Origin of the sequence: Actinomadura decatromicini (assembly GCF_008121305.1) — a bacterium.
Taxonomy (GTDB): Bacteria; Actinomycetota; Actinomycetes; order Streptosporangiales; family Streptosporangiaceae; genus Spirillospora; species Spirillospora syzygii.
The window spans coordinates 118,670-138,073 of record NZ_VSRQ01000011.1 but is presented as its reverse complement, the minus strand read 5'-3'; the positions used below and the strand labels follow the sequence as shown (position 1 = coordinate 138,073).

The 19,404-nt window shown below is 75.1% G+C and carries 19 protein-coding genes and 1 tRNA gene; 9 read left to right on the top strand and 11 right to left on the bottom strand.

Features of this window, described 5'->3' with window-relative positions:
- Positions 1–40 precede the first annotated feature (40 nt).
- The 6 genes from FXF68_RS38160 to FXF68_RS38135 form a co-directional block, all read right to left on the bottom strand.
- Complete coding sequence (locus FXF68_RS38160) at positions 41–478, bottom strand: HNH endonuclease (RefSeq protein ID WP_148767692.1); 438 nt, start codon at positions 476–478, stop codon at positions 41–43.
- Between the two features lie 21 nt (positions 479–499).
- A tRNA-Asn gene (locus FXF68_RS38155) sits at positions 500–570 on the bottom strand.
- Between the two features lie 124 nt (positions 571–694).
- Complete coding sequence (locus tag FXF68_RS38150; protein ID WP_148767691.1) at positions 695–1,678, bottom strand: GNAT family N-acetyltransferase; 984 nt, start codon at positions 1,676–1,678, stop codon at positions 695–697.
- A 124-nt stretch (positions 1,679–1,802) separates the two neighbouring features.
- The gene (gene meaB / locus FXF68_RS38145; RefSeq protein ID WP_148767690.1) at positions 1,803–2,786 is read right to left on the bottom strand and encodes a methylmalonyl Co-A mutase-associated GTPase MeaB; all 984 of its coding nucleotides are present in this window, start codon (positions 2,784–2,786) and stop codon (positions 1,803–1,805) included.
- Entirely contained in the window at positions 2,783–4,996 is a 2,214-nt protein-coding gene (gene scpA / locus FXF68_RS38140; RefSeq protein ID WP_148767689.1) for a methylmalonyl-CoA mutase, read from the bottom strand. The genes meaB and scpA overlap by 4 nt, the downstream gene beginning before the upstream one ends.
- Positions 4,993–6,816, bottom strand: a complete 1,824-nt coding sequence (locus FXF68_RS38135; RefSeq protein ID WP_148767688.1) for a methylmalonyl-CoA mutase subunit beta — start codon at positions 6,814–6,816, stop codon at positions 4,993–4,995. Before FXF68_RS38135 ends, scpA begins: the two co-directional genes overlap by 4 nt.
- A 218-nt stretch (positions 6,817–7,034) precedes the next feature.
- Between FXF68_RS38135 and FXF68_RS38130 the strand changes: the two genes are divergently transcribed.
- From FXF68_RS38130 to FXF68_RS38115, 4 genes are all read left to right on the top strand, one after another.
- Positions 7,035–7,244: an HGxxPAAW family protein gene (locus FXF68_RS38130; RefSeq protein WP_148767687.1), complete on the top strand. Its 210-nt coding sequence runs from the start codon at positions 7,035–7,037 to the stop codon at positions 7,242–7,244.
- Between the two features lie 13 nt (positions 7,245–7,257).
- Positions 7,258–7,440: a hypothetical protein gene (locus FXF68_RS38125; RefSeq protein WP_148767686.1), complete on the top strand. Its 183-nt coding sequence runs from the start codon at positions 7,258–7,260 to the stop codon at positions 7,438–7,440.
- Positions 7,441–7,620: 180 nt separating this feature from the next.
- A complete protein-coding gene (locus FXF68_RS38120) occupies positions 7,621–8,709 on the top strand; it encodes a carboxylate-amine ligase (protein ID WP_148767685.1) in 1,089 nt (362 codons plus the stop codon).
- A gap of 158 nt (positions 8,710–8,867) precedes the next feature.
- Positions 8,868–9,866 carry a sensor histidine kinase gene (locus tag FXF68_RS38115; RefSeq protein ID WP_148767684.1) on the top strand — a complete coding sequence of 333 codons (999 nt, stop codon included), beginning with the start codon at positions 8,868–8,870 and terminating at the stop codon, positions 9,864–9,866.
- Here the strand turns inward: FXF68_RS38115 and FXF68_RS38110 are convergent.
- The gene (locus FXF68_RS38110) at positions 9,863–10,810 is read right to left on the bottom strand and encodes a phosphotransferase (protein ID WP_246179169.1); all 948 of its coding nucleotides are present in this window, start codon (positions 10,808–10,810) and stop codon (positions 9,863–9,865) included. The two genes, FXF68_RS38115 and FXF68_RS38110, sit on opposite strands and share 4 nt — an antisense overlap.
- A 121-nt stretch (positions 10,811–10,931) precedes the next feature.
- On the opposite strand from FXF68_RS38110, the gene FXF68_RS38105 reads away from it, so the two are divergent.
- The 4 genes from FXF68_RS38105 to FXF68_RS38090 all read left to right on the top strand — a co-directional run bounded on the left by FXF68_RS38105 (position 10,932) and on the right by FXF68_RS38090 (position 14,790).
- Positions 10,932–11,366 carry a MauE/DoxX family redox-associated membrane protein gene (locus FXF68_RS38105; RefSeq protein ID WP_148767682.1) on the top strand — a complete coding sequence of 145 codons (435 nt, stop codon included), beginning with the start codon at positions 10,932–10,934 and terminating at the stop codon, positions 11,364–11,366.
- Positions 11,367–11,538: 172 nt separating this feature from the next.
- Positions 11,539–12,174, top strand: a complete 636-nt coding sequence (locus FXF68_RS38100) for a GNAT family N-acetyltransferase (protein WP_148767681.1) — start codon at positions 11,539–11,541, stop codon at positions 12,172–12,174.
- Positions 12,175–12,483: 309 nt separating this feature from the next.
- Positions 12,484–13,293 carry an SAM-dependent methyltransferase gene (locus FXF68_RS38095; protein WP_187438322.1) on the top strand — a complete coding sequence of 270 codons (810 nt, stop codon included), beginning with the start codon at positions 12,484–12,486 and terminating at the stop codon, positions 13,291–13,293.
- 207 nt (positions 13,294–13,500) lie between these two features.
- Positions 13,501–14,790: an acyltransferase family protein gene (locus FXF68_RS38090; RefSeq protein ID WP_187438321.1), complete on the top strand. Its 1,290-nt coding sequence runs from the start codon at positions 13,501–13,503 to the stop codon at positions 14,788–14,790.
- Between the two features lie 19 nt (positions 14,791–14,809).
- On the opposite strand, the gene FXF68_RS38085 is transcribed toward FXF68_RS38090, so the two are convergent.
- Entirely contained in the window at positions 14,810–15,706 is an 897-nt protein-coding gene (locus FXF68_RS38085; protein ID WP_148767678.1) for an alpha/beta hydrolase, read from the bottom strand.
- 21 nt (positions 15,707–15,727) lie between these two features.
- Positions 15,728–16,597 (bottom strand): DMT family transporter, encoded by an 870-nt coding sequence (locus FXF68_RS38080; protein WP_148767677.1) that lies wholly within the window; start codon positions 16,595–16,597, stop codon positions 15,728–15,730.
- A gap of 381 nt (positions 16,598–16,978) precedes the next feature.
- Between FXF68_RS38080 and FXF68_RS38075 the strand changes: the two genes are divergently transcribed.
- The gene (locus FXF68_RS38075; RefSeq protein ID WP_148767676.1) at positions 16,979–17,599 is read left to right on the top strand and encodes a TetR/AcrR family transcriptional regulator; all 621 of its coding nucleotides are present in this window, start codon (positions 16,979–16,981) and stop codon (positions 17,597–17,599) included.
- A gap of 249 nt (positions 17,600–17,848) precedes the next feature.
- Here the strand turns inward: FXF68_RS38075 and FXF68_RS38070 are convergent, their stop codons facing one another.
- On the bottom strand, positions 17,849–18,046 hold the full coding sequence (locus FXF68_RS38070; RefSeq protein WP_281292261.1) for an MbtH family protein: 198 nt from the start codon (positions 18,044–18,046) through the stop codon (positions 17,849–17,851).
- 76 nt (positions 18,047–18,122) lie between these two features.
- Entirely contained in the window at positions 18,123–19,403 is a 1,281-nt protein-coding gene (locus FXF68_RS38065; RefSeq protein ID WP_246179168.1) for a lysine N(6)-hydroxylase/L-ornithine N(5)-oxygenase family protein, read from the bottom strand.
- Between the last annotated feature and the right edge of the window lies 1 nt (position 19,404).

Here is a 19,404-nt window from a genome sequence, read left to right as displayed (position 1 = left end):
GCGGCACGGCCCCCGGGCCCCCGTCGCGCAGGCCCCCGCGTCAGCGGACGAGTTCGTCCCAGCGCGGGACGCGCGGCTCCGACAGCAGCCTCAGACCGGCCTCGGCGATCGTCCGGTCGCCCTTGCGGTTGTTGCACCTCCCGCACGCCAGGACGGTGTTCTCCCAGGTGTCGAGGCCGCCGCGGGACTGCGGGTGGACGTGGTCGATGGTGTTCCCGCGCCGTCCGCAGTAGCAGCAGAGGCCCCGGTCGCGCAGGTACACGCCGCGCTTGCTCCAGGGCGGGCGCCGCCCGTGCCGCCAGCGCATCGCGACATAGCGGACGAGGCGCAGGACCCGCGGCACCGGGAAGCGGCCGAAGGTGCGGCCCTCCTCCGCCTCCTCCACGACCGCGACCTCGCGGACCAGCATGCGGATGGCGTGCCGCAGGTCGACCCGCTGCAGGGGCTCGTACGACGCGTTCAGGACGAGCACGTTCACCGCTTCACCTCCGTCCCGCGGCTCCCCCGCCAGGATTCGAACCTGGATATCCGCAATAACGATGCGGCGCTCAACCGTTGAACTACAGGGAAATGCTTCGGCAATTATCCGGCTTCCGGGCATTTCCCGGAAGCCTCCATAAGAGTGCCGACGCGGCGGTACGGCGGGCAACCGCATTTTCAGGCGGACGTAATCGGCGGAGCGGCCGCCGGAGGGTCAGCGGAGGGCGAGGAGGTCGGCGACGGCCGCCTGGTATTCGACGGACTCGCGCTCCACCCGGAAGCCGAGTTCGGCGTTGACGGCGAGCATGTGGACGTTGTCGCTGACGTTGTCGGTCTCGATCTCGCGGACCTCGGGGCGCGCCTCCGCCAGCCAGCCCAGCATCGCGGCCTTCACCCAGATGCCGATGCGGCGGCCCCGGTGCTCGGGGACGACGGCGGTGTCGTACTGCGCGGCCCGCCCCGTCGCGTCGTGCGGGACGACGACCTCGGTGAACCCGGCGATCACCGGGCCGTCGAGCGCGGCGACCGTGTACAGGTCGTCGCCGCGCTTGGCGACGATCTCCGCCGTCTCGCGGACGCGGTGCGCGTCCCACGGCGTGCCCTCGTACTCGGCGAAGTCGGCCATGGCGTGCTTGGCGCGGGCGAGGGCGGCGGCGTGCTCGTCCGGGACGACGCCGTGCCAGCGGACGAGCCGGTACCCGGCGGGCCCGGCCGCGAGGAGCCGCGCGACGCGCCCGGCGGGCAGGTCGTCCAGCCGCAGCAGCATGCCGCGCAGCGTGAGGACGCACTCGAAGCCGTGCGCCTCCAGGAACGGGACGGCCGGGGTGCCCGCGAGGACCTGCGTGATCACGCTGGTGCGGCCGTCGGCGCGCAGCCCCTCGGCGGCGGCGGCGAGCAGCCGCCCGCCGAGCCCGCGGCGGCGGAGCTCGGGACGGACCTGGACGTCGATCTCGCCGGGCCGTTCCGGGCCGGGCTCGCCGGGCAGCCGCAGCAGGGCCACCGCGGCCAGCCGGGCCCCGTCCGCCACCCCCCACAACCGCTGCCGCGACCCCGGCTCCGCGCCGAGCAGGAGCCGGGTCGTGAGGTCGGGGTCGGGCGCGGGCTGGGCGCCCGGGTCGGCGGCGTGGACGGCCGCGAGCACGCCGTGCCACTCCCGGATCTGCGCGTCCGTTGGATCATCGAGCGCGATGACGTCCATCCGACTGTTGTACCTGATCCCGGCGCGGCGCCGCCGGGACCCCGGACAACCCCCCTTAGCGGGCGGCCCGCCGGGCCGGTTTCGGCCGCCGTTTCGACCGGGGTTCCGCCCGGCGGGACACGGCTCAGCGGCGCCGCGCGAACGCCGCCAGGATGCGCTCGGCGGCGAGCGCCGGGGTCAGCGTCCCGTCCGCGACCGCCGACTCCAGTTCGGGGGCGAGCTCCCGGACACTGGGGTCGGCGCCCAGGTCGGCGAGGAGCCGCTCGCGGACCATCGCCCACGTCCAGCCGACCTGCTGGCGGCGGCGCCGGGCGTCCAGCTCGCCGGAGCCGCGGAGCCGGTCGTGGTGCGCGGCGATCCGGCGCCACACCTCGTCCAGCCCGCTGCCCTCCAGGGCGCTGCACGTGAGGACGGGCACCTCCCGGCCGCGCGCGTCGCCGCGCAGCAGCCGCAGCGCCCCGGACAGCTCGCGCGCCGCCCGCTTGGCCTCCAGCTTGTGCTCGCCGTCCGCCTTGTTCACGGCGATGACGTCGGCCAGCTCCAGCACGCCCTTCTTGATGCCCTGGAGCTGGTCGCCGGTGCGGGCGAGGGTGAGGAACAGGAACGTGTCGACCATCTCGGCGACCGCCGTCTCGGACTGGCCGACGCCGACCGTCTCGACGAGGACGACGTCGTACCCGGCCGCCTCCATGACGACCATCGCCTCGCGGGTGGCCTTCGCGACGCCGCCGAGCGTCCCCGCCGTGGGCGAGGGGCGGATGAACGCGTCCGGGTCGGCCGCGAGCCGCTGCATCCGGGTCTTGTCGCCGAGGATGCTGCCGCCCGTCCGGGTCGAGGACGGGTCGACGGCGAGCACCGCGACCCTGTGTCCGTTCCCGGTGAGTCGGGTGCCGAGCGCGTCGATGAACGTCGACTTGCCGACGCCGGGGACTCCGGTGACGCCGACGCGGCGCGCGTCCCCGGCGTGCGGGGTCAGCTCGACGAGCAGCTTCTGCGCCAGCTCCCGGTGGTCGGTCCTGGTCGACTCGACGAGCGTGATCGCGCGCGCGATCCAGGCCCGGGACCCGTCCAGGACCCCGGCCGCGTACTCGTCCAGGCCGGGGTTCACCGCTCCGCGTGCCCCAGCCGCGCGGCCAGCTCGGCGAGCAGGCCGAGCGCGGCGTCCGCGAGGACGGTGCCGGGCCCGAAGATCGCGGCGGCGCCGGCGGCGCGCAGCTCGGCGAAGTCCCCGGGCGGGATGACCCCGCCGACGACGATCATGATGTCCTCCCGGCCGAGCGCGGCCAGTTCCGCCCGCAGCGCGGGCACCAGCGTGAGGTGCCCGGCGGCGAGCGAGTTGACCCCGACGACGTGCACGTCGGCCTCGACGGCCTGGCGGGCGACCTCGGCGGGGGTCTGGAACAGCGGGCCCACGTCGACGTCGAAGCCGAGGTCGGCGAACCCGGTCGCGATGACCTTCTGGCCCCGGTCGTGGCCGTCCTGCCCCATCTTCGCGACGAGGATGCGCGGCCGGCGCCCCTCCGCCTCCTCGAACGCGGCGGTCGCGGCGCGGGCCTTCTCGATGTCGGTCACCTGACCGGCTTCCTCCCGGTACACACCGGAGATCGTACGGATCTGCGCGGCGTGCCGCCCGTACGCCTTCTCCAGCGCGCCGGAGATCTCGCCGACGGTGGCCATGGCGCGGGCGGCGTCGATGGCGAGGGCGAGGAGGTTCTTCTCCAGGCCGGGCGCGCGGTCGCCGTTCTCGGCGGCCTCGGCGGCGCGGGTGAGCGCCTCCAGCGCGGCCTGTGTCGCGGGCTCGTCGCGCTCGTCCCGCAGGCGGCGCAGCTTGTCGATCTGCTGCGCGCGGACGGACGCGTTGTCCACCTTCAGGACGTCGATCTCCTGCTCGGCGTCCGGACGGTACTTGTTGACGCCGATGACCGGCTGCCGTCCGGAGTCGATGCGGGCCTGGGTGCGGGCCGCCGCCTCCTCGATGCGGAGCTTCGGCAGCCCCTCGTCGATCGCCTTCGCCATCCCGCCCGCGCGCTCCACCTCGGTGATGTGGCCCCAGGCGCGGCGGGCGAGGTCGTAGGTGAGCCGCTCGACGTAGGCGCTGCCGCCCCACGGGTCGATGGCGCGGGTCGTCCCGGACTCCTGCTGGAGGAGCAGCTGGGTGTTGCGGGCGATGCGGGCGGAGAAGTCGGTCGGGAGGGCGAGGGCCTCGTCCAGCGCGTTGGTGTGCAGAGACTGCGTGTGCCCCTGCGTGGCGGCCATGGCCTCGACGCAGGTGCGGGCGACGTTGTTGTAGACGTCCTGCGCGGTGAGGGACCAGCCGGACGTCTGCGAGTGCGTCCGCAGCGACAGCGACTTCGGGTTCTGCGGGTCGAACGTCTTCACGAGCTTCGCCCAGAGCAGGCGGGCCGCGCGGAGCTTCGCGACCTCCATGAAGAAGTTCATGCCGATGGCCCAGAAGAACGACAGGCGGGGGGCGAACGCGTCGACGTCCAGGCCCGCGTCGCGGCCGGCGCGGATGTACTCGACGCCGTCGGCGAGCGTGTAGGCCAGCTCCAGGTCGGCGGTCGCCCCCGCCTCCTGGATGTGGTAGCCGGAGATCGAGATGGAGTTGTACTTCGGCATCCGCCGCGAGGTGAACGCGAAGATGTCGGAGATGATCCGCATGGACGGCTGCGGCGGGTAGATGTAGGTGTTGCGGACCATGAACTCCTTGAGGATGTCGTTCTGGATCGTCCCCGCGAGGGCCTCCGGCTTCACCCCCTGCTCCTCGGCCGCCGCGATGTAGAGCGCGAGGACGGGCAGCACCGCGCCGTTCATGGTCATCGACACGCTCATCCGGTCCAGCGGGATGCCGTCGAAGAGCTGCCGCATGTCGTAGATGGAGTCGATCGCGACGCCCGCCATGCCGACGTCCCCGGACACGCGCGGGTGGTCGGAGTCGTAGCCGCGGTGGGTCGCGAGGTCGAACGCGACGGACAGGCCCTTCTGCCCGGCCGCGAGGTTGCGCCGGTAGAACGCGTTGGACTCCTCGGCGGTGGAGAACCCGGCGTACTGCCGGATCGTCCACGGCTGGGTCGCGTACATGGCCGGGTAGGGGCCGCGCAGGAACGGCGCGATGCCCGGATAGGTGCCGAGGAAGTCGAGCCCGGCGAGGTCGTCGCCGGTGTAGAGGGGCTTGACGCCGATGCCCTCCGGGGTCTCCCAGAGGTGGGCCTCGGGCTCGGCGCCGGTGGTGTCGGCGACGGCGGCGCGCCAGCGCTTGGCGGCCTCGTCGGCGGGCGGCGCCGTCCCGAGGTCGATCTCGCTGAAGTCGGGGATCATTCGCTCACTCCCAGATCACGGAGGGTGGCCGCCAGCGCCTCGACCGCGTCGCAGCCCGCGTGGACGTGCCCGTCGACCCCCTCGTAGGTTCCCTTACCCGCGAGCCAGATCTTCACGGCCCCCGCGTCGCGCAGGATCCGGGCCGCGGCGGCGGCCTCCTCGGCGTACACGTCGTCGCTGGAGCAGAGGCAGGCGACGGACGCCCCGGACGCGGCGAACTCCTCCGGCGCCCCGGCGACGGTCTCGATCCCGCCCGCCTGGAACAGGTTGGCGGCGAAGGACGCCCGCGCCGTGTGGGCGGCGACCGGCCCGAGCGTCGCGAGGAACACCCGCGGCCGCGCGCCGGCCGCGGCGGCGTGGGCGTCGGCGCGGTCGCGCAGGGCCTCGAAGTCCTGCGCGTAGGCGACGACGGGCAGCCCGCCGCCGGACTCGGCCGGGGCCGGTTCCCGTTCGGGGAGGGTCTCGGCCAGGTTCGGGAACTCGCTGACGCCGGTGAGCGGGGCCTTGCGCCGGGCGATGTCCTTGCGGCGGCGCGCCCACGTCGCGGCGATCCGGTCCGCGACCAGGCCCGAGTCGAGCGCGGCGGCGAGTCCCCCGGCCCTCTCGATCTCGGTGAACCACGTCCAGGCGGCCTGCGCGACGCCCTCGGTGAGGCTCTCGGCGTACCAGGAGCCGCCCGCCGGGTCGACGACGCGGGCGAGGCTCGACTCCTCCAGCAGGAGGGTCTGGGTGTTGCGGGCGATGCGGCGGGCGAAGCCGTCCGGGAGGCCGAGGCGGGCGTCGAACGGCAGGACGGTCACCGCGTCCGCGCCGCCGACCCCGGCCGCGAACGCGGCGACGGTGGTGCGGAGCATGTTCACCCACGGGTCGCGGCGCGTCATCATCGCGGCCGACGTGACCGCGTGGATCCGCGCGTCCGCCCCCTCGGTCGCGCCGCTGACCTCGGCGACCCGCGCCCACAGCCGCCGCAGGGCCCGGAGCTTGGCGATCGACGAGAACTGGTCGGCGTTGACGGCGACGCGGAACTCGATCTGGCCGAACGCCTCGTCCACGGTCAGGCCCGCGCCGGTCAGGGCCCGCAGGTAGGCGACCCCGGCGGCGGCGACGGCGCCCAGTTCCTCGGCGTCGGCGCCGCCCGCGTCGTGGTACGGGGTCCCGTCGGCGACGATCGCGCGCAGCTTCGGGAACTCGCGGGCGCAGCGGACGCCCAGCGCCGCCGCCTCGTCGAGGGAGCCGGGAGTCCCGGTGCGGGCGGCCAGGCCGAGCGGGTCGGCGCCGAGCGCGCCGGACGCGTCCGCCGCGTTCCCGCGCTCGGTGACCAGGGCGAGGAAGGCGTCCGCCGCCGCGCCGGTCTCGGCCCCCGCGTCCAGCGCGACGGGCGCGAGGTCGAGCAGGACGCCGCGCAGCGCCTCGGGCAGCGCCGCCACCGGCAGCCCGCCCGCGCCCAGCCGCAGCCAGACGGACGTGGCGCCGTTCTCCAGGTCGGCCAGGATCGCCTCGCGGGTCGCGGCCGGGTCGGGGTGGGCGTGGCGCTGGCGGACGTCCCAGCCCGCGAGGCCCTCGCCGTCCGGCCGCACCGCGCGGACGTAGGGGGCGAGCCCGGGGCGTCCCGGCGGCGCGTCCTCGCGCGCGTAGAGCGGGGCGATCGGAACCCCGTCGTAGGACTCGCGGGTCAGCAGCCCCTCGACCGCGTCGAGCGGGGTGTCCTCCGTCGCCGCGCCGGATCTGCGCAGCACCCCCTTCACCATCTCCCGCCACCGGTCGCGCTCGGCCGGGGGGAAGGCGGCGGCCAGTTCGAGTTCCTCAGGCGGCACCGTCATGCTCTGGATCGTAGGCAACCGCCTGAAACCGGCCTGAAGCCGGGGTGGCGCGGAACCGAACGGCCTTCGGTCCGGCATGTCCGGCGGGACCCTCCGGCGGGGCGCTCACGGTACCCCGGAACGCCCGGTGGCGTGGGGCGTTGCTAGAGTTCGGCAGGCAGCCCCCCAGCACCTGGCGGGCCCCCTCCACCCGATCCTCGCAAAGGGAAGACGCACGCATGTCGACTGGCAGCCACGCCGGGCGCCCGAAGTCCTGGGTAGCCGTGGCCATCATCTTCGTCGGTTTCGTCGTCGGCGGCTTCGGCATCGTCCTGGGCCCCGACTGGGTCGTGTTCGGGGTGGGCGCGGCGATCGCCGCGGCCGGCGCGATCATCGCCCTGGCGGTCGACATCATGACGGACGTCGTCGTCGACGAGCCCCGGCACTGACGGCGGAGGCGGCATGTTCGGGCGGCCCCCGATCGAGGAGCGGATCGCCGCGCGGCAGCGCGAGCGCGGCCCGCTCAAGCCGGGGAAGGTGTTCCCGCACGCCCCCGCCAAGATGCTGTTCTTCTTCGGCATCGGCGTGGTCGTGGTCACGCACCTGATCGCGCTCTCGATGTACTTCTTCGATCCGGGTCCCTGACCAACCCCTGATCAAGCCTCGAACCGGACGGCAGGGTACGAACCAGGCGGCGCGCCAAGGATGGATCAAGGCGCTCCCCGGTGCCCGTTTCGGGCCGTCCGGCAGGTGCGAACGCGGCGGCGGCCACGTACGGTCGAAGGGAGTCGCCCCCTCCGTCGCTCCCGGCCCCGAGGTGGTGGGATGGCCCCGCGTTTCGGTATCGAGGAAGAGTACTTCGTCGTCGATCCCGGTACCCGGGAGGTCGTCCCGCGCGCTCCCGCCGTGGTGCGGCGGGCGTCCGCCACGCTCGGCGAGCGGGCCTCCACCGAGCTCGTCGCGTTCCTGGCCGAGGCGAAGACCGCGCCGTGCTACGACCTCGACAAGCTGGGCGAGCAGGTCCGGTCGATGCGGGCGGCGATGGCGGCAGCGGCGGCGGCCGAGGGCGTCCGGCTCGCCGCGTCCGGCACCCCGATCCTCGGCGACCTGTTCCCCGCCCCGATCGGCGCGGGCGCGCGCTACGCCGAGAGCCGCGCCACCTACCGGGCGCTGGACGACGAGCAGAGCATCTGCTCCTGCCACGTCCACGTCGAGATGCCCGACCGGGAGCGCGCCGTCCAGGTCAGCAACCATCTGCGGCCCTGGCTGCCGACGCTGCTGGCGCTCGCCGCGAACTCGCCGTACTGGGCCGGGCGCGACACCGGGCACGCCTGCTGGCGGGTGATGACGTGGGCGCGCTGGCCGGTGGCCGGGCCGCCGCCGTTCTTCGAGTCGTCCGCCCACTACGAGGACCTCGTCGGCACGCTGCTCGGCTGCGGCGCGCTGATGGACGCGGGCACGATCTTCTGGGACGTGCGGCCGTCCGCCCGGCTGCCGACCGTGGAGGTCCGGCTCGCGGACGTCGCCCCGTCCGCCGCCGACGCCGTCGTGTTCGCCGCGCTGATCCGCGCGCTGGTGGAGGTCTCGTCGGCGGCCGTGGACGCGGGCGAGCCGCCACCCGACCCGTCCCCCGAGATGCTGCGCGCCGCGTACTGGCTCGCCGCGCGCGACGGCCTCGGCGGGACCGGCGTGGACGTGCGGACCGGCCGCCCCGCCGGATTCCGCGAGCAGACCGGCGCCCTGATGGCCCACGTGCGCCCCGCGCTGGAGGCGAGCGGCGACCTCCGCGCGGTCGCGGACGGCGTCCGGCGGCTGCTCGCGGGCGGGACGGGCGCCGAGCGGCAGCGCGCCGCGTACCGGCGGCGCGGCAGGCTGACCGACGTGGTGGACGCCCTCCTGCTGCCCGACCGCTGACCTCCCAGCGGGATTTTTACCGACTTCCTTTGTTTTTTTGGGGTCCGTAAGGGGTATCCGTAAGTCCGGTTACCATTCGAAGACGCCCTGCCGACCTCGGGGGACGCGGTCGCGACCGGTTCGCGGGCACGCCGCCCCTCGCCTACCCTCCACTTACGATGCACGTGCACGTGACGCCATATCCGAACGAGGGAGACCGCGCGGCGAGCCCGCGGCCCCCGGGGCGAGGCGCGCCGCCGCAGGACCCGTTCGTCCACCCGGCGCTCTTCTACGACGACGACGCGGAGTACCTCGCGGGGACGGTGCCCTTCATCCGCGAGGGCCGGTACGCGGACGAGCCCGTCGCGGTCGCCGTCCCCGGCCCCCGGCTCGACGTGCTGCGGGACGCGCTCGGCCCCGTCGCCGACGAGGTGACCTGGCTGGACATGACCGAGGCTGGGCGCAATCCGGGCCGCATCATCCCCGGCGTCCTCCGCGACTTCGCCGACCGGCATCCGGTGGGCCGGGTGCGGATCATCGGGGAGCCGATCTGGCCCGGCCGGTCCGCCACCGAGTACCCGGCCTGCGCGCAGCACGAGGCGCTGATCAACCTGGCGTTCGCGGGGCGCGGCGTGTCGATCCTGTGCCCCTACGACACGGCCGGCCTCGACCCCGCTGTGATCGCCGACGCCCGCGCCACCCACCCCGTCGTGATCGACCGGTACGGCGAACGGGTGAGCGACGACTACGCGCCGGACCGCGTGATCAGCGACTACAACCTGCCGTTTCCGGAGCCGCCGCCGGGCGCGGTCGCGATGGGCTTCGACCTCGACACGCTGCCGCTCGTCCGCGAGTTCGTCACCCGGTGGGGGCCGCGGCTCGGCCTCGGCGAGGTGGCGACGGGCGACCTGGAGCTGGCGGTGAACGAGCTGGCCGCGAACTCGTGCCTGCACGGCGGCGGCGCGGGCACGGCGCGGCTGTGGGCGGAGGACGGCCAGGTCGTCTGCGAGGTCCGGGACGCGGGCACGATCACCGACCCGCTGGTCGGGCGGCGCCCGGCGAACATGAGCCCGGACGGCGGACGGGGCGTCCTGATGGTCAACCACCTCGCCGACCTCGTCCGGATGCACACCGGGCCGGACTGCACCACCGTCCGCGTCTACCTGGCCGCCCGCTAGGGACGCGCGACGGCGCGGGCGATCCCGGCGAGCGACTCGGCGAGCAGCACGTCCCGGCCGGTCGACGCCGCGTACTCGGCGAGCGTCGCGCTCAGGTTGAGCGCCAGCGCCCGCGCGGCGGCCTCCCGGTCCGCCGGCACCGGCCCGTACGCGGCGAGGAACGCGGCCCGCGCGTCGCCGCCGAACCCGGCGTAGGCGAGGGACAGGTCGACGGCCGGGTCGGCCAGGCACACGTCGCCCCAGTCGATGATCCCGGCGGCACGGCCGTCCGGCCCGAGCAGCAGGTGCCGGACGTGCAGGTCCCCGTGGACGACCACCGGCCCGCCGTCCGGCGGGCGCCGGTCGCGCGCGGCGGCGAGGAACGCCTCCACGGCCGGGTCGCGGTCCCAGGCGCCGAGCGCGGCGAGGGCGTCCAGGCAGGGGAACGTCCGCTCCGCGCGCAGGGCCGGGTCGGCACGGCGCATCGGGTCGAGCGGCAGCCCCTGCCCCGCCTCGCGGACGAGCGCCGGGTCGTGCAGCGCGCGCAGGAAGGCCCCGATCTCGGCGGCGAGCGCGCCGCGCTCCGCGTCCGGCGGGCGGACGTCCGCGAACTCCCGGCCCTCGATCAGCCGGCCGCCCCAGAACGGCCAGGGGAAGCCGGCGGACGGCCCGGCGGCGAAGCGCGGCACGGGCACCGGCAGCGGCAGCCGCGGCGCGAGGACGGGCAGCGCCGCGATCTCGCGCTCCACCCCCGGCACCGCGATCCGGCGGCGCGGGAACCGGAACGCCCACGCGCCGCCGACCCGGAAGACCGTGTTGTCCCAGCCGGTCGCGAGCCGCTCCACCGCCGCGCCGCGCAGTTCGGGGAACCGGTCCGCGATCAGCGCGGCGGCCGTCGCGGCGGTGACCTCGCGTTCCGGCGCCCACTCGGGCGACGGCGGCGGGCCGTCCGCTGGCGTCGTCACGAGGGGGAACGCTACCTCGCCGGACCGCCCGGATGCCGAGTCTTGACCCTCTGGCCAGGTGTAACGGCCGGTCGGCGGGAATGAAACCGAGCGCCCTGTCCCACCCACGGTTAGGGGAACCATGCGGCTCCTCGCTCGCGCTCACCAGATGCCCGTCCGGCTGCTCGTGGGGGCGTTCGTCATGAACTCGGGCATCTCCAAGCTCAAGCACACGGACGAGACGGCCGACCAGTACCACGGCATGGCGAAGACCGCCTACCCGTTCCTGGAGTCGCAGGACGCGCGGACCTTCACCCGCCGGCTCGGCGCCGCCGAGGTCGCGCTCGGCGCCGCGCTGGCCGTGCCCCTGGTCCCGTCGCTGATCGCGGGCGCCGCGCTCACCGCGTTCGCGGGCGGGCTGACCGGCCTGTACTGGCGGCTGCCCGGCATGCGGGAGCCCGGCGGGGTGCGGCCCACCCCGGAGGGCATCCCGCTCGCCAAGGACACCTGGCTCGTCGGGATCGGCTCCGCGCTCGTCCTGGAGGAGATCCTCCGGGCCGGGGAGGACCGCCGATAACGCCCTCCAGCGCGCGTACGGCGGGCCCGTCTGTGGCACACTCCCGTCTGACAGGCTCCCGTCCGCGACGCGCTCTCGCACGCGATCCCGCGTGCGCCGCCCGCGCCCGCGCTCCTTGACGCGCGGACGCGGCGGCGGTGACGATCGGCGCGTCCCCCGAGGAGGCCGCGCCATGACCACGAACCCCGTTCCGTCCCCGGTCGTCCGCGCGGCCACGGCCCCGGACGTCGACGAGCTCGCCGCCCTCCTCGCCCGCGCCTTCGACGACGACCCGGTCTGGAGCTGGCTGGTGCCGGACGAGGCGTCCCGGATCCGCCGCCTGACCGGCCTCTACGCGCTCACGCTGCGCCGGGTGCACCTCCGGCACGGCGGCAGCGAGTCGACCGGGCGGGGCGAGCGGCCGGAGGCGGCGGCGCTGTGGGACCCGCCCGGGCGGTGGCGCGTCCCGCTGCGCGTGCAGGTGACGCAGACGCTCCCGCTGCTGCGCGCTTTCGGCGCGCGGGTTCCGGTCACGCTGCGGACGCTGAACGAGATCGAGCGCCACCACCCGCGCGAGCCGCACTGGTACCTGGCGATGCTCGGCACCGATCCCCCGGCGCAGGGCAACGGGCTCGGCAGCGCGCTGCTGCGGTCGCGGCTGGAGCGGTGCGACGCCGAGGGCGTCCCCGCCTACCTGGAGAGCTCGAAGGAGCGCAACATCGCCTACTACGAGCGGTTCGGGTTCCGTGTGACGAAAGAGCTGCCGCTGCCGGGGCGGGGCGCGCCGTCCGTCTGGCTGATGTGGCGGGATCCCGGAGGCGGTTCCTGAGCCTTCCGACAGGGGTACCGGTCCGGCGGTTAAGCCGGAGTCATGACCAGAAATGGCCATTTGTCCAATAGCGCCTGCGGGCGGCCCGCCGGTCTGGGATCGGCGCGTCCGCGCGCCGCGCTCCTGATGCCCGTCCCGCTTTCCCCCGGAGGGCGCCGGACGCCGTCAAACGCGGCTGTCCCCATGCGGCCACCGGAGGCGCGGCTCCCGGGCCGTCCGCCGACCGCGCCGCCCGCGCGCCCGGCTCGGCGGCCTACCGTCGAGGGTGAGCCGAGCACGCTCCCTCTGGCGAAGGCGACAGGTGACGCAATGACGACGGCCGGCGCGCGGGCGCCCGCGACACGGGCGCCGGGGACGCGGCTCGCCCTGGACAGGCCGGGGACCGCGCGCGTCCACGACTACCTCCTCGGCGGCAAGGACAACTACGCCGCCGACCGCGACCTCGCGCACGAGGTCCTCGCCGTCCTGCCGCAGGCGGGGGACGCGGCCCGCGCCGCCCGCGAGTTCCTCGCCCGCGCCGTCCGGGTGCTCGCCGCGCGCGGCGTCCGGCAGTACCTCGACCTCGGCTGCGGGCTGCCGACCTCGGAGTCCCTGCACCGGATCGCCGCGCGGCACGCCGCCGGCGTCCGCGTCGTCTACGTGGACGACGACCCGCTCGTCATCGCCCACGCCCGCGCGCTGCTGATCGACGGCGGCAACGTCGCGGCGCTGCGGGCGGACGTCCGCGACCCCGGCGCGATCCTCGGCAGCCCGGAGGTGCGCCGCCTCATCGACCCGGCGGAGCCGGTGGCGCTGGTGTTCTCGTCCGTCCTGCACTTCCTGCCGGACGCGGCGGACCTCGTCGCCGCGCTCGCCGCGCCGACCGCGCCGGGCAGCGGGCTGGTCGTCTCGCACGCCACCGCCGACTTCGCGCCCGGCGCGTTCGCCGAGGCCGCGTGGCGGTACGAGGACGCGAGCGGCGTCCCGCTGGTCCCGCGCGACGCCGCCGGGATGGCGGAGATCCTCGGGCCGTTCCGGGCGGTGCCGCCGGGGCTCGTGCCGCTCGGCGGCGCGCCGTTCGGCGGGACGACCCGGCCCGGCCGCGAGCCGATCATGTACGGGGTCGTCGGGGTGCGCTGACCGTCCCCGGCGCGCCGCCCGCACTGTGGGGTTGATCACAGTCGCGGGCCCCGCCGCGCGCCGCGCGCGAGGCCGCCGGAACGCCGTTCCCGCCGGTCCTGACGCGCCCGGGACGATCACACTGCGTCAGCCGCCGGAGCGTTCCGTTAAGGCAATTCTCATCTTCCGGCTGGAGAACGCCCAGACACCGCCCCTATGGTGGCCCGAATGCCGACGAACACCCTGACCCCACCTGAAACGCAGATCGGCTCCCGTCCGGCGGCGGCCGCCCGGATGGGCTGGCTCGACGCGCTGCGCGGCCTCGCGGCGCTGGTGGTGGTGTTCGAGCATTCCCTGGACGTGCTGCTCCCCGAGGTCCGCGAGGGCGCGAGCCCGTGGTTCGACTTCGGGCGGTACGGGGTGTTCGTCTTCTTCCTCGTCAGCGGGTACGTCGTGCCGTTCTCGCTGGAGCGGCGCGGGAGCGTCCGGGAGTTCTGGGTGGGGCGGTTCTTCCGCCTCTACCCCGCCTGGTTCGTGTCGGTGGCGCTCGCGCTCGTGCTCGGCTCGGCCGGGCTGTCGTACGGGCTGCCCGCCGCGCTCGGCGACCGGCCGTGGGCCTCCGCGCTGGCCCACGCGACCATGCTCCAGGACCTGCTGGGCGTGCCGAACGCCGTCAACGTGTTCTGGACGCTCTCCTACGAGATGGTCTTCTACCTGCTGGTGACCGCGATGTTCGTCGCCGGGGTGCACCGTTCGAGCGCGCGGGTGGCGCTCGGGTTCGGGGTGGGCGCGGCGATCCTCGGGGTGGCGCTGCCGTCGGTGCTGCTCGCGTCCCGGTGGCCGGGCGCGACGATTTTCGCCGCCGCGCTGCTCCTCGCGGTCGGGCTCGCCGCCATGGTCAGCGGACGGCGCCGGGTCCGCCGCGCCGGGGTCGCGGTCGTGGTGGCGCTGGCGCTGGGGCTGCTCGTCCTGGACAGCCGCATCGGCGCCATCGAGAGCCTCTGCATCATCGCCACGATGTTCGCCGGGACCGCCGTCCGCGGCATCCAGGACGGCCGCCTGCGCCCCTGGCCCGCCGCCGCGATGGTCGCGGTCGTCCCCGCGTTCTCGGTGGTCGCGGGCCTGCGCACGCCGACCGCGTGGGCCGTCAACGCCAACCCGAACCCGCTCGGCCTGGACTGGTCCGCCGCCGTCGCCGCCGCCTGGCTGACGTTCCTCGCGGGGCTCGCGCTGCGGCGCCGTCCGATGCCGCGCGTGCTGGTGTGGTCGGGGCTCGTCAGCTACTCGGTGTACCTGCTGCACCCGCTGGTCATCCAGGCGATCTGGGTCGTCGGAGGGCGCCACACGGGGCACCTTCCGGGGTCCGTCCGGCTGCTGTGGGGCGTGGTGCTGTGGACGACGGTGCTCGCGTCGGCGGCGCTGGCGCACCGGTATGTCGAGCGTCCGGCACAGCGGTTCGGACGGCGGCTCACCGCGCGGCGCCGCACGGCCGACGACGGCGTGCGCGTCCCCGCCTAGAGCGAGGCCGATCCGCGCCCTACCGGGCGTTCAGGTGGTGGCCGAGGAAGGCGAGCTGCGCGGGCAGGCGGCGCCGCCAGAACGCCCCGTCGTGGCAGCCGCCCGCCATCGCGCCCTCCGGGCGGACCCGGTCGCGGAACCGGCGTGCCATCGCCGCGAACGGGTCGCTCGTCCCGCAGTCGACGCGGAGCGGGACGCCCCGGAGCTCGTCCAGCGCGGTGAACACGTCGTGTCGGCGGAAGTCGGCCGGGCCGTCGAACGCCCGCGCGTTCGCGGAACGCGCGTCGCCGTAGGAGGCGAACAGGGCGGGGGAGGTGGCGACGACGGCGGCCATCCGCGCCGCGCCGAGCCGCCGGGTCAGGACGAGCGCGCCGAACCCGCCCATCGACCAGCCGATGGCGCCGATCCGGTCGGTCCTGGCCCCGCGCTCGCGCAGGCGCGGGAGCAGCTCGTCGGTGATCATCCCGATGGGGTCGTCGCCGTCCGCGCGTGGGTGCCAGTACGAGTCGGGCCCGCCGTCGACGGCGACGAGCGCGAACGGCGGGACGCCGCCGCGCGTGACCGCGTCCGGCAGGTACCGGTCGAGCGCCAGGTTCCGGACGGCCGACGCCGCGCTGTCGCCGCTGCCGTGCAGCGCCACCACGACCGGCAGGCCGCGCAGGGAACGGCCGCCGGGCGGCACGATGGTCGCGGTGACGCCGGTGCGGCGGTGCGCGGACCGCCACGCCATCCGCTCGACCGCGACGGACGCGGCGGGCGGCGCGGGCGGGCTCCCGCACCGGCCGAGCGCGCGGTCGAGCGGGACCCTGCCGGGCAGCACGTCCTTCTCCACCAGCGCGTAGGCGGTGCCGCCGGTCGCGACGGCCGCGCCCGCGGCGCCGATTCCGCCGAGCAGGAGCGCGCGTCTCGTGATCATCGCGGGTCCCTTCTCCGGGGGTCAGGCCGCCGCCTCGCGCTCGACGGCCGCGGACCTGGACAGCATCGCCACACCGGCGGTGAGGAGGGCCGCGCTGACCGACACGGCGACGAACGCGGACGCCGTGCGGGGCGGCAGCGTCCGGAACGCGAGCGCCGCCACCAGGTAGGACGCGATCGGGTTCGTCATCGTCATCGCGGTCATCGCGGCGGGCAGCGAGCCGGCGGCGAACGCCCGCTGCTCCAGGATCAGCCCGAGCAGCGTACTGCCCGCGAGGGCGTAGCCGGGCCAGTCGGCGGCGGTCGCGGCGACGCCCCGCTCGACGAGGTCGGCGGTGGTCAGCTTGATCAGCACGGCGGTCGCGGCGAAGAACAGGCCCGCGCAGACGCCGAGCAGCGCGGCCCGCACCGGCCCCCGGCGCAGCCACGCCGCCCGGGACAGCACGATGATCACCGGTGCGGCGATCAGCCCGGCGAGGAACAGCCGGGGCCGGGACGGCTCGCCCTCCGGCGGGATCGCGCCCGGCACCGTGAACAGGACGGCGAGCCCCGCCGACACGGCGACGCCGCCGAGCAGGTCCATCCGGGCGGGGCGGCGGCCGGTGCCGACCGTCCCGAGCACGATCGTGAAGACGAGCTGGGTGACCAGCAGCGGCTGGACGATCGCCGTCGAACCGAAGTGCAGCGCGACGGCCTGCGCGCAGAACCCGGCGAGGTTCACGCCCCAGCCAGTCAGCCACACCGGGTCGCGGACCAGCCGCCGGATCAGCCCGTGCGCGGCCGAGGCGTCCGACCCGCCGCGCACCGCGCGCCGCGCCGCCCGGTACTGCAGGGCGGCGGCCCCCGCGAACAGGAACGCGGCGAGCAGGCTGAACCCCGCCGACAGGGCCATCAGATCGTTCCACCCCGGCCGCCGCCACCCGCGCCGAGCACGACGGCGGCGCGCGTCACCGCCACGGCGTCGTCGGCGCCGGACGCGACAGCTTCGGAACGGATCACCACGCCCTCCCGCCTCGTCCCCCACACGCCGCCCACGGATCATCCTCCCCGCGATCCATAGCAAGACCACCCCCGGCTTTATTGCGTTGCCGTCACGTCGCCCCTCCCCCAGGCTCGAAACGGACATACAGGGGGCCGAGCGGCCGCGCCGAGCCGGGCTCCGGTCGAGGCGCGGATGCCCGGAGCCCCGGCCCGGTAGGCTGTTCCGCGTTCCGCGGGCGGCCGCGCCGGGACGGTGCGACGCCCGGGGGATCCCCGGACGGAGGTGGGAACGATGACGCAGGCGCCCGTGAGCCGGCTCCCCGGCAACCTGCCCCTCCCCGACCGGCTGCTGGCCGTCGCGACCCGCATGTTCGCCGAGAAGGGCTTCGAGAACACCTCCGTGCAGGAGATCGTCGACGCGGCGGGCGTCACCAAGGGCGCGATGTACCACTACTTCGGCTCAAAGGACGATCTCCTCTACGAGATCTACCACCGGCTGCTCGCCCTGCAGATGGCCCGGCTGGAGCAGATCGCCGACGGCCCCGGCACCGCCGAGGAGCGGCTGCGCGCCGCCGCCGTCGACGTCCTGAACACCTCGTTCCTCCACCTGGACGACTTCACGGTCTTCTTCCGCTCGACGCACCTGCTGGCCCGTGATCGCCGCGCCGCCGTCCGCGCCGAGCGGCGGCGCTACCATGAGCGGTTCCGCGCCCTGGTCGAGGAGGGCCAGCGCGAGGGGACGTTCCGCACCGCGACGCCCGCCGACATCGCCGTCCACTTCTTCTTCGGGACCGTCCACCAGATCGGCGTCTGGTACCGGCCGGGCGGCGGCCTGAAGACGGCCGCGATCAGCGAGCACTACGTCGACCTGTTCCTGAACGGCCTGCGCGTCCCCGGCGGCCCGGAGAACTGAGCCGGGGAGCGGGACGGCTCCGCGGCGTCCGCCCCGGCGCCTGCGTGACCCGTCCCGCCCTCCGGCGGGGGCCGGAGCGGTCGCGAGCGGCGCGGGCTCCCCTCCCACCGGTGCGCCGTCGCAACGATCCGGCTCTCACCCCTGACAGCGTCGGCGCGCCGCGCAATGTCACACTTCGGCGCGACCCCGTGGTCCACCTGCGGAGACGTCCCGGAGCCGGTTCCGCCGGACCAGCGCCGCCGCCCGCGCTCAGGTGCTCAGGCTCCGGGGCCGGAGGTCGGTCCAGTTCGCGGTGACGTGGTCGAGGCACTCGGAGCGCGGCGCGGGACCGAACGCGACCGTCCACCCGGCGGGGACGTCCGCGAACGACGGCCACAGCGAGTGCTGCCCCTCGTCGTTGACCAGCACGAGGAAGACCCCGTCAGCGTCGTCGAACGGATTACTCATCAGGCCCTGCCTTTCTGGGGGACGCCCCCCAGGCCCCCGGGGCGGAGCCCCGAAGATCCTCGCTTCGCTGCGGTCATCACGCCTCCTGGGCTACGCGGGCGGCGCGGTGGGTGATCGAGCGGACGATCTCGCCCGTGCGCACGGCGGTCATGGACAGCAGCGACGACGCGATGCCGTGGCTGTGCTCGGTGGCGCCCTGCAGGTAGACGCCCCAGCGCGGGCCGGGCTCGGTCGCGATGCGGTAGTCGCGCTCGACGACGGGACGCCCGTCCTCGCCCGCGCGGCAGTGCGCGCCGGCCTCGCCGAGCAGGTCGAACGGGTCGCGCTCGCGGTAGCCGGTGGCGTACACGAGGACGTCGGCGTCCAGCTCGGCGGCCTCGCCGGTCGGCAGGAACACGACCCGGGCGCGGACGCCGTCCGGCCGTTCCAGGACGTCCGTCACGCGCGAGGCGTTGAGGATGCGGAGCCGTTCCGCGCCCGCGACCCTCTCGGCGTACGAGCGCCGGTACAGCTCGTCGATGAGGTCGAGGTCGACCACCGAGTAGTTGGTGTTGCGCGAGTAGTCGAACAGCATCCGCTTCACGTCGGCGGGGGCGTCGTAGTAGTGGTCGACGGCGTCCGGGTCGAAGACGCGGTTGGCGAACGGGCTGTCGTCGGCGGGCGAGTAGCCGTAGCGAGCGAAGACGGCGCACACCTCGGCGTCGGCGAACGTCCGGTGCAGGTACTCGACGGCCTCGGCGGCGCTCTGCCCGGCGCCGACCACGACGAACCGGCGCGGGCGCTCGCCCGGCCGCTCGCCGAGCCGGGTGAGCAGGTCCTCGGTGTGCCAGATCCGCTCGCCCGGCCGGATCCCCTCCGGGAGGACGGGCTCCAGGCCCGCGCCGATGACGGCGTTGCGGGTCAGGTGCGTCTCCAGCTCGTCGTCGCGCCGGACGACGACTTCGAGGAGGTCGTCGTCATGCGGGCGCAGCGCGACCACCTCGGAGCGGTAGCGGACCCTGTCCTCGAACGCGGCGGCCGTCCATTCGAGGTAGTCGTGGAATTCGAGCCGGGTCGGGAACATCGTCTTGTGGTTGACGAAGTCGACGAGGCGTCCGCGGGCGTGCAGGTAGGCGAGGAACGAGTACGGGCTGGCCGGGTTCCGCATCGTCACGAGGTCCTTGAGGAAGTGGACCTGCATGGTGGCGCCGTCGATGAGCATGCCCCGGTGCCAGCCGAACGCGGGCTGCTTCTCGAAGAACACCGCGTCCGCGCCGCCTCCGTCGCCGCCGCCGCGCGCTTCGTCGAGCGCGACGGCGAGGGCCAGGTTGGACGGGCCGAACCCGATGCCGACCACGTCGTGGACGGGGGTCTGCATG

Bases quoted from the DNA above. Each gene is read 5' to 3' on its own strand.
- FXF68_RS38150 (WP_148767691.1), bottom strand. From the start codon at position 1,678: ATGGACGTCATCGCGCTCGATGATCCAACGGACGCGCAGATCCGGGAG.
- scpA (WP_148767689.1), bottom strand. From the start codon at position 4,996: ATGATCCCCGACTTCAGCGAGATCGACCTCGGGACGGCGCCGCCCGCC.
- FXF68_RS38135 (WP_148767688.1), bottom strand. From the start codon at position 6,816: ATGACGGTGCCGCCTGAGGAACTCGAACTGGCCGCCGCCTTCCCCCCG.
- FXF68_RS38130 (WP_148767687.1), top strand. From the start codon at position 7,035: ATGTCGACTGGCAGCCACGCCGGGCGCCCGAAGTCCTGGGTAGCCGTG.
- FXF68_RS38125 (WP_148767686.1), top strand. From the start codon at position 7,258: ATGTTCGGGCGGCCCCCGATCGAGGAGCGGATCGCCGCGCGGCAGCGC.
- FXF68_RS38120 (WP_148767685.1), top strand. From the start codon at position 7,621: ATGGCCCCGCGTTTCGGTATCGAGGAAGAGTACTTCGTCGTCGATCCC.
- FXF68_RS38115 (WP_148767684.1), top strand. From the start codon at position 8,868: ATGCACGTGCACGTGACGCCATATCCGAACGAGGGAGACCGCGCGGCG.
- FXF68_RS38105 (WP_148767682.1), top strand. From the start codon at position 10,932: ATGCGGCTCCTCGCTCGCGCTCACCAGATGCCCGTCCGGCTGCTCGTG.
- FXF68_RS38100 (WP_148767681.1), top strand. From the start codon at position 11,539: ATGACCACGAACCCCGTTCCGTCCCCGGTCGTCCGCGCGGCCACGGCC.
- FXF68_RS38095 (WP_187438322.1), top strand. From the start codon at position 12,484: ATGACGACGGCCGGCGCGCGGGCGCCCGCGACACGGGCGCCGGGGACG.
- FXF68_RS38090 (WP_187438321.1), top strand. From the start codon at position 13,501: ATGCCGACGAACACCCTGACCCCACCTGAAACGCAGATCGGCTCCCGT.
- FXF68_RS38085 (WP_148767678.1), bottom strand. From the start codon at position 15,706: ATGATCACGAGACGCGCGCTCCTGCTCGGCGGAATCGGCGCCGCGGGC.
- FXF68_RS38080 (WP_148767677.1), bottom strand. From the start codon at position 16,597: ATGGCCCTGTCGGCGGGGTTCAGCCTGCTCGCCGCGTTCCTGTTCGCG.
- FXF68_RS38075 (WP_148767676.1), top strand. From the start codon at position 16,979: ATGACGCAGGCGCCCGTGAGCCGGCTCCCCGGCAACCTGCCCCTCCCC.
- FXF68_RS38070 (WP_281292261.1), bottom strand. From the start codon at position 18,046: ATGAGTAATCCGTTCGACGACGCTGACGGGGTCTTCCTCGTGCTGGTC.
- FXF68_RS38065 (WP_246179168.1), bottom strand. From the start codon at position 19,403: ATGCAGACCCCCGTCCACGACGTGGTCGGCATCGGGTTCGGCCCGTCC.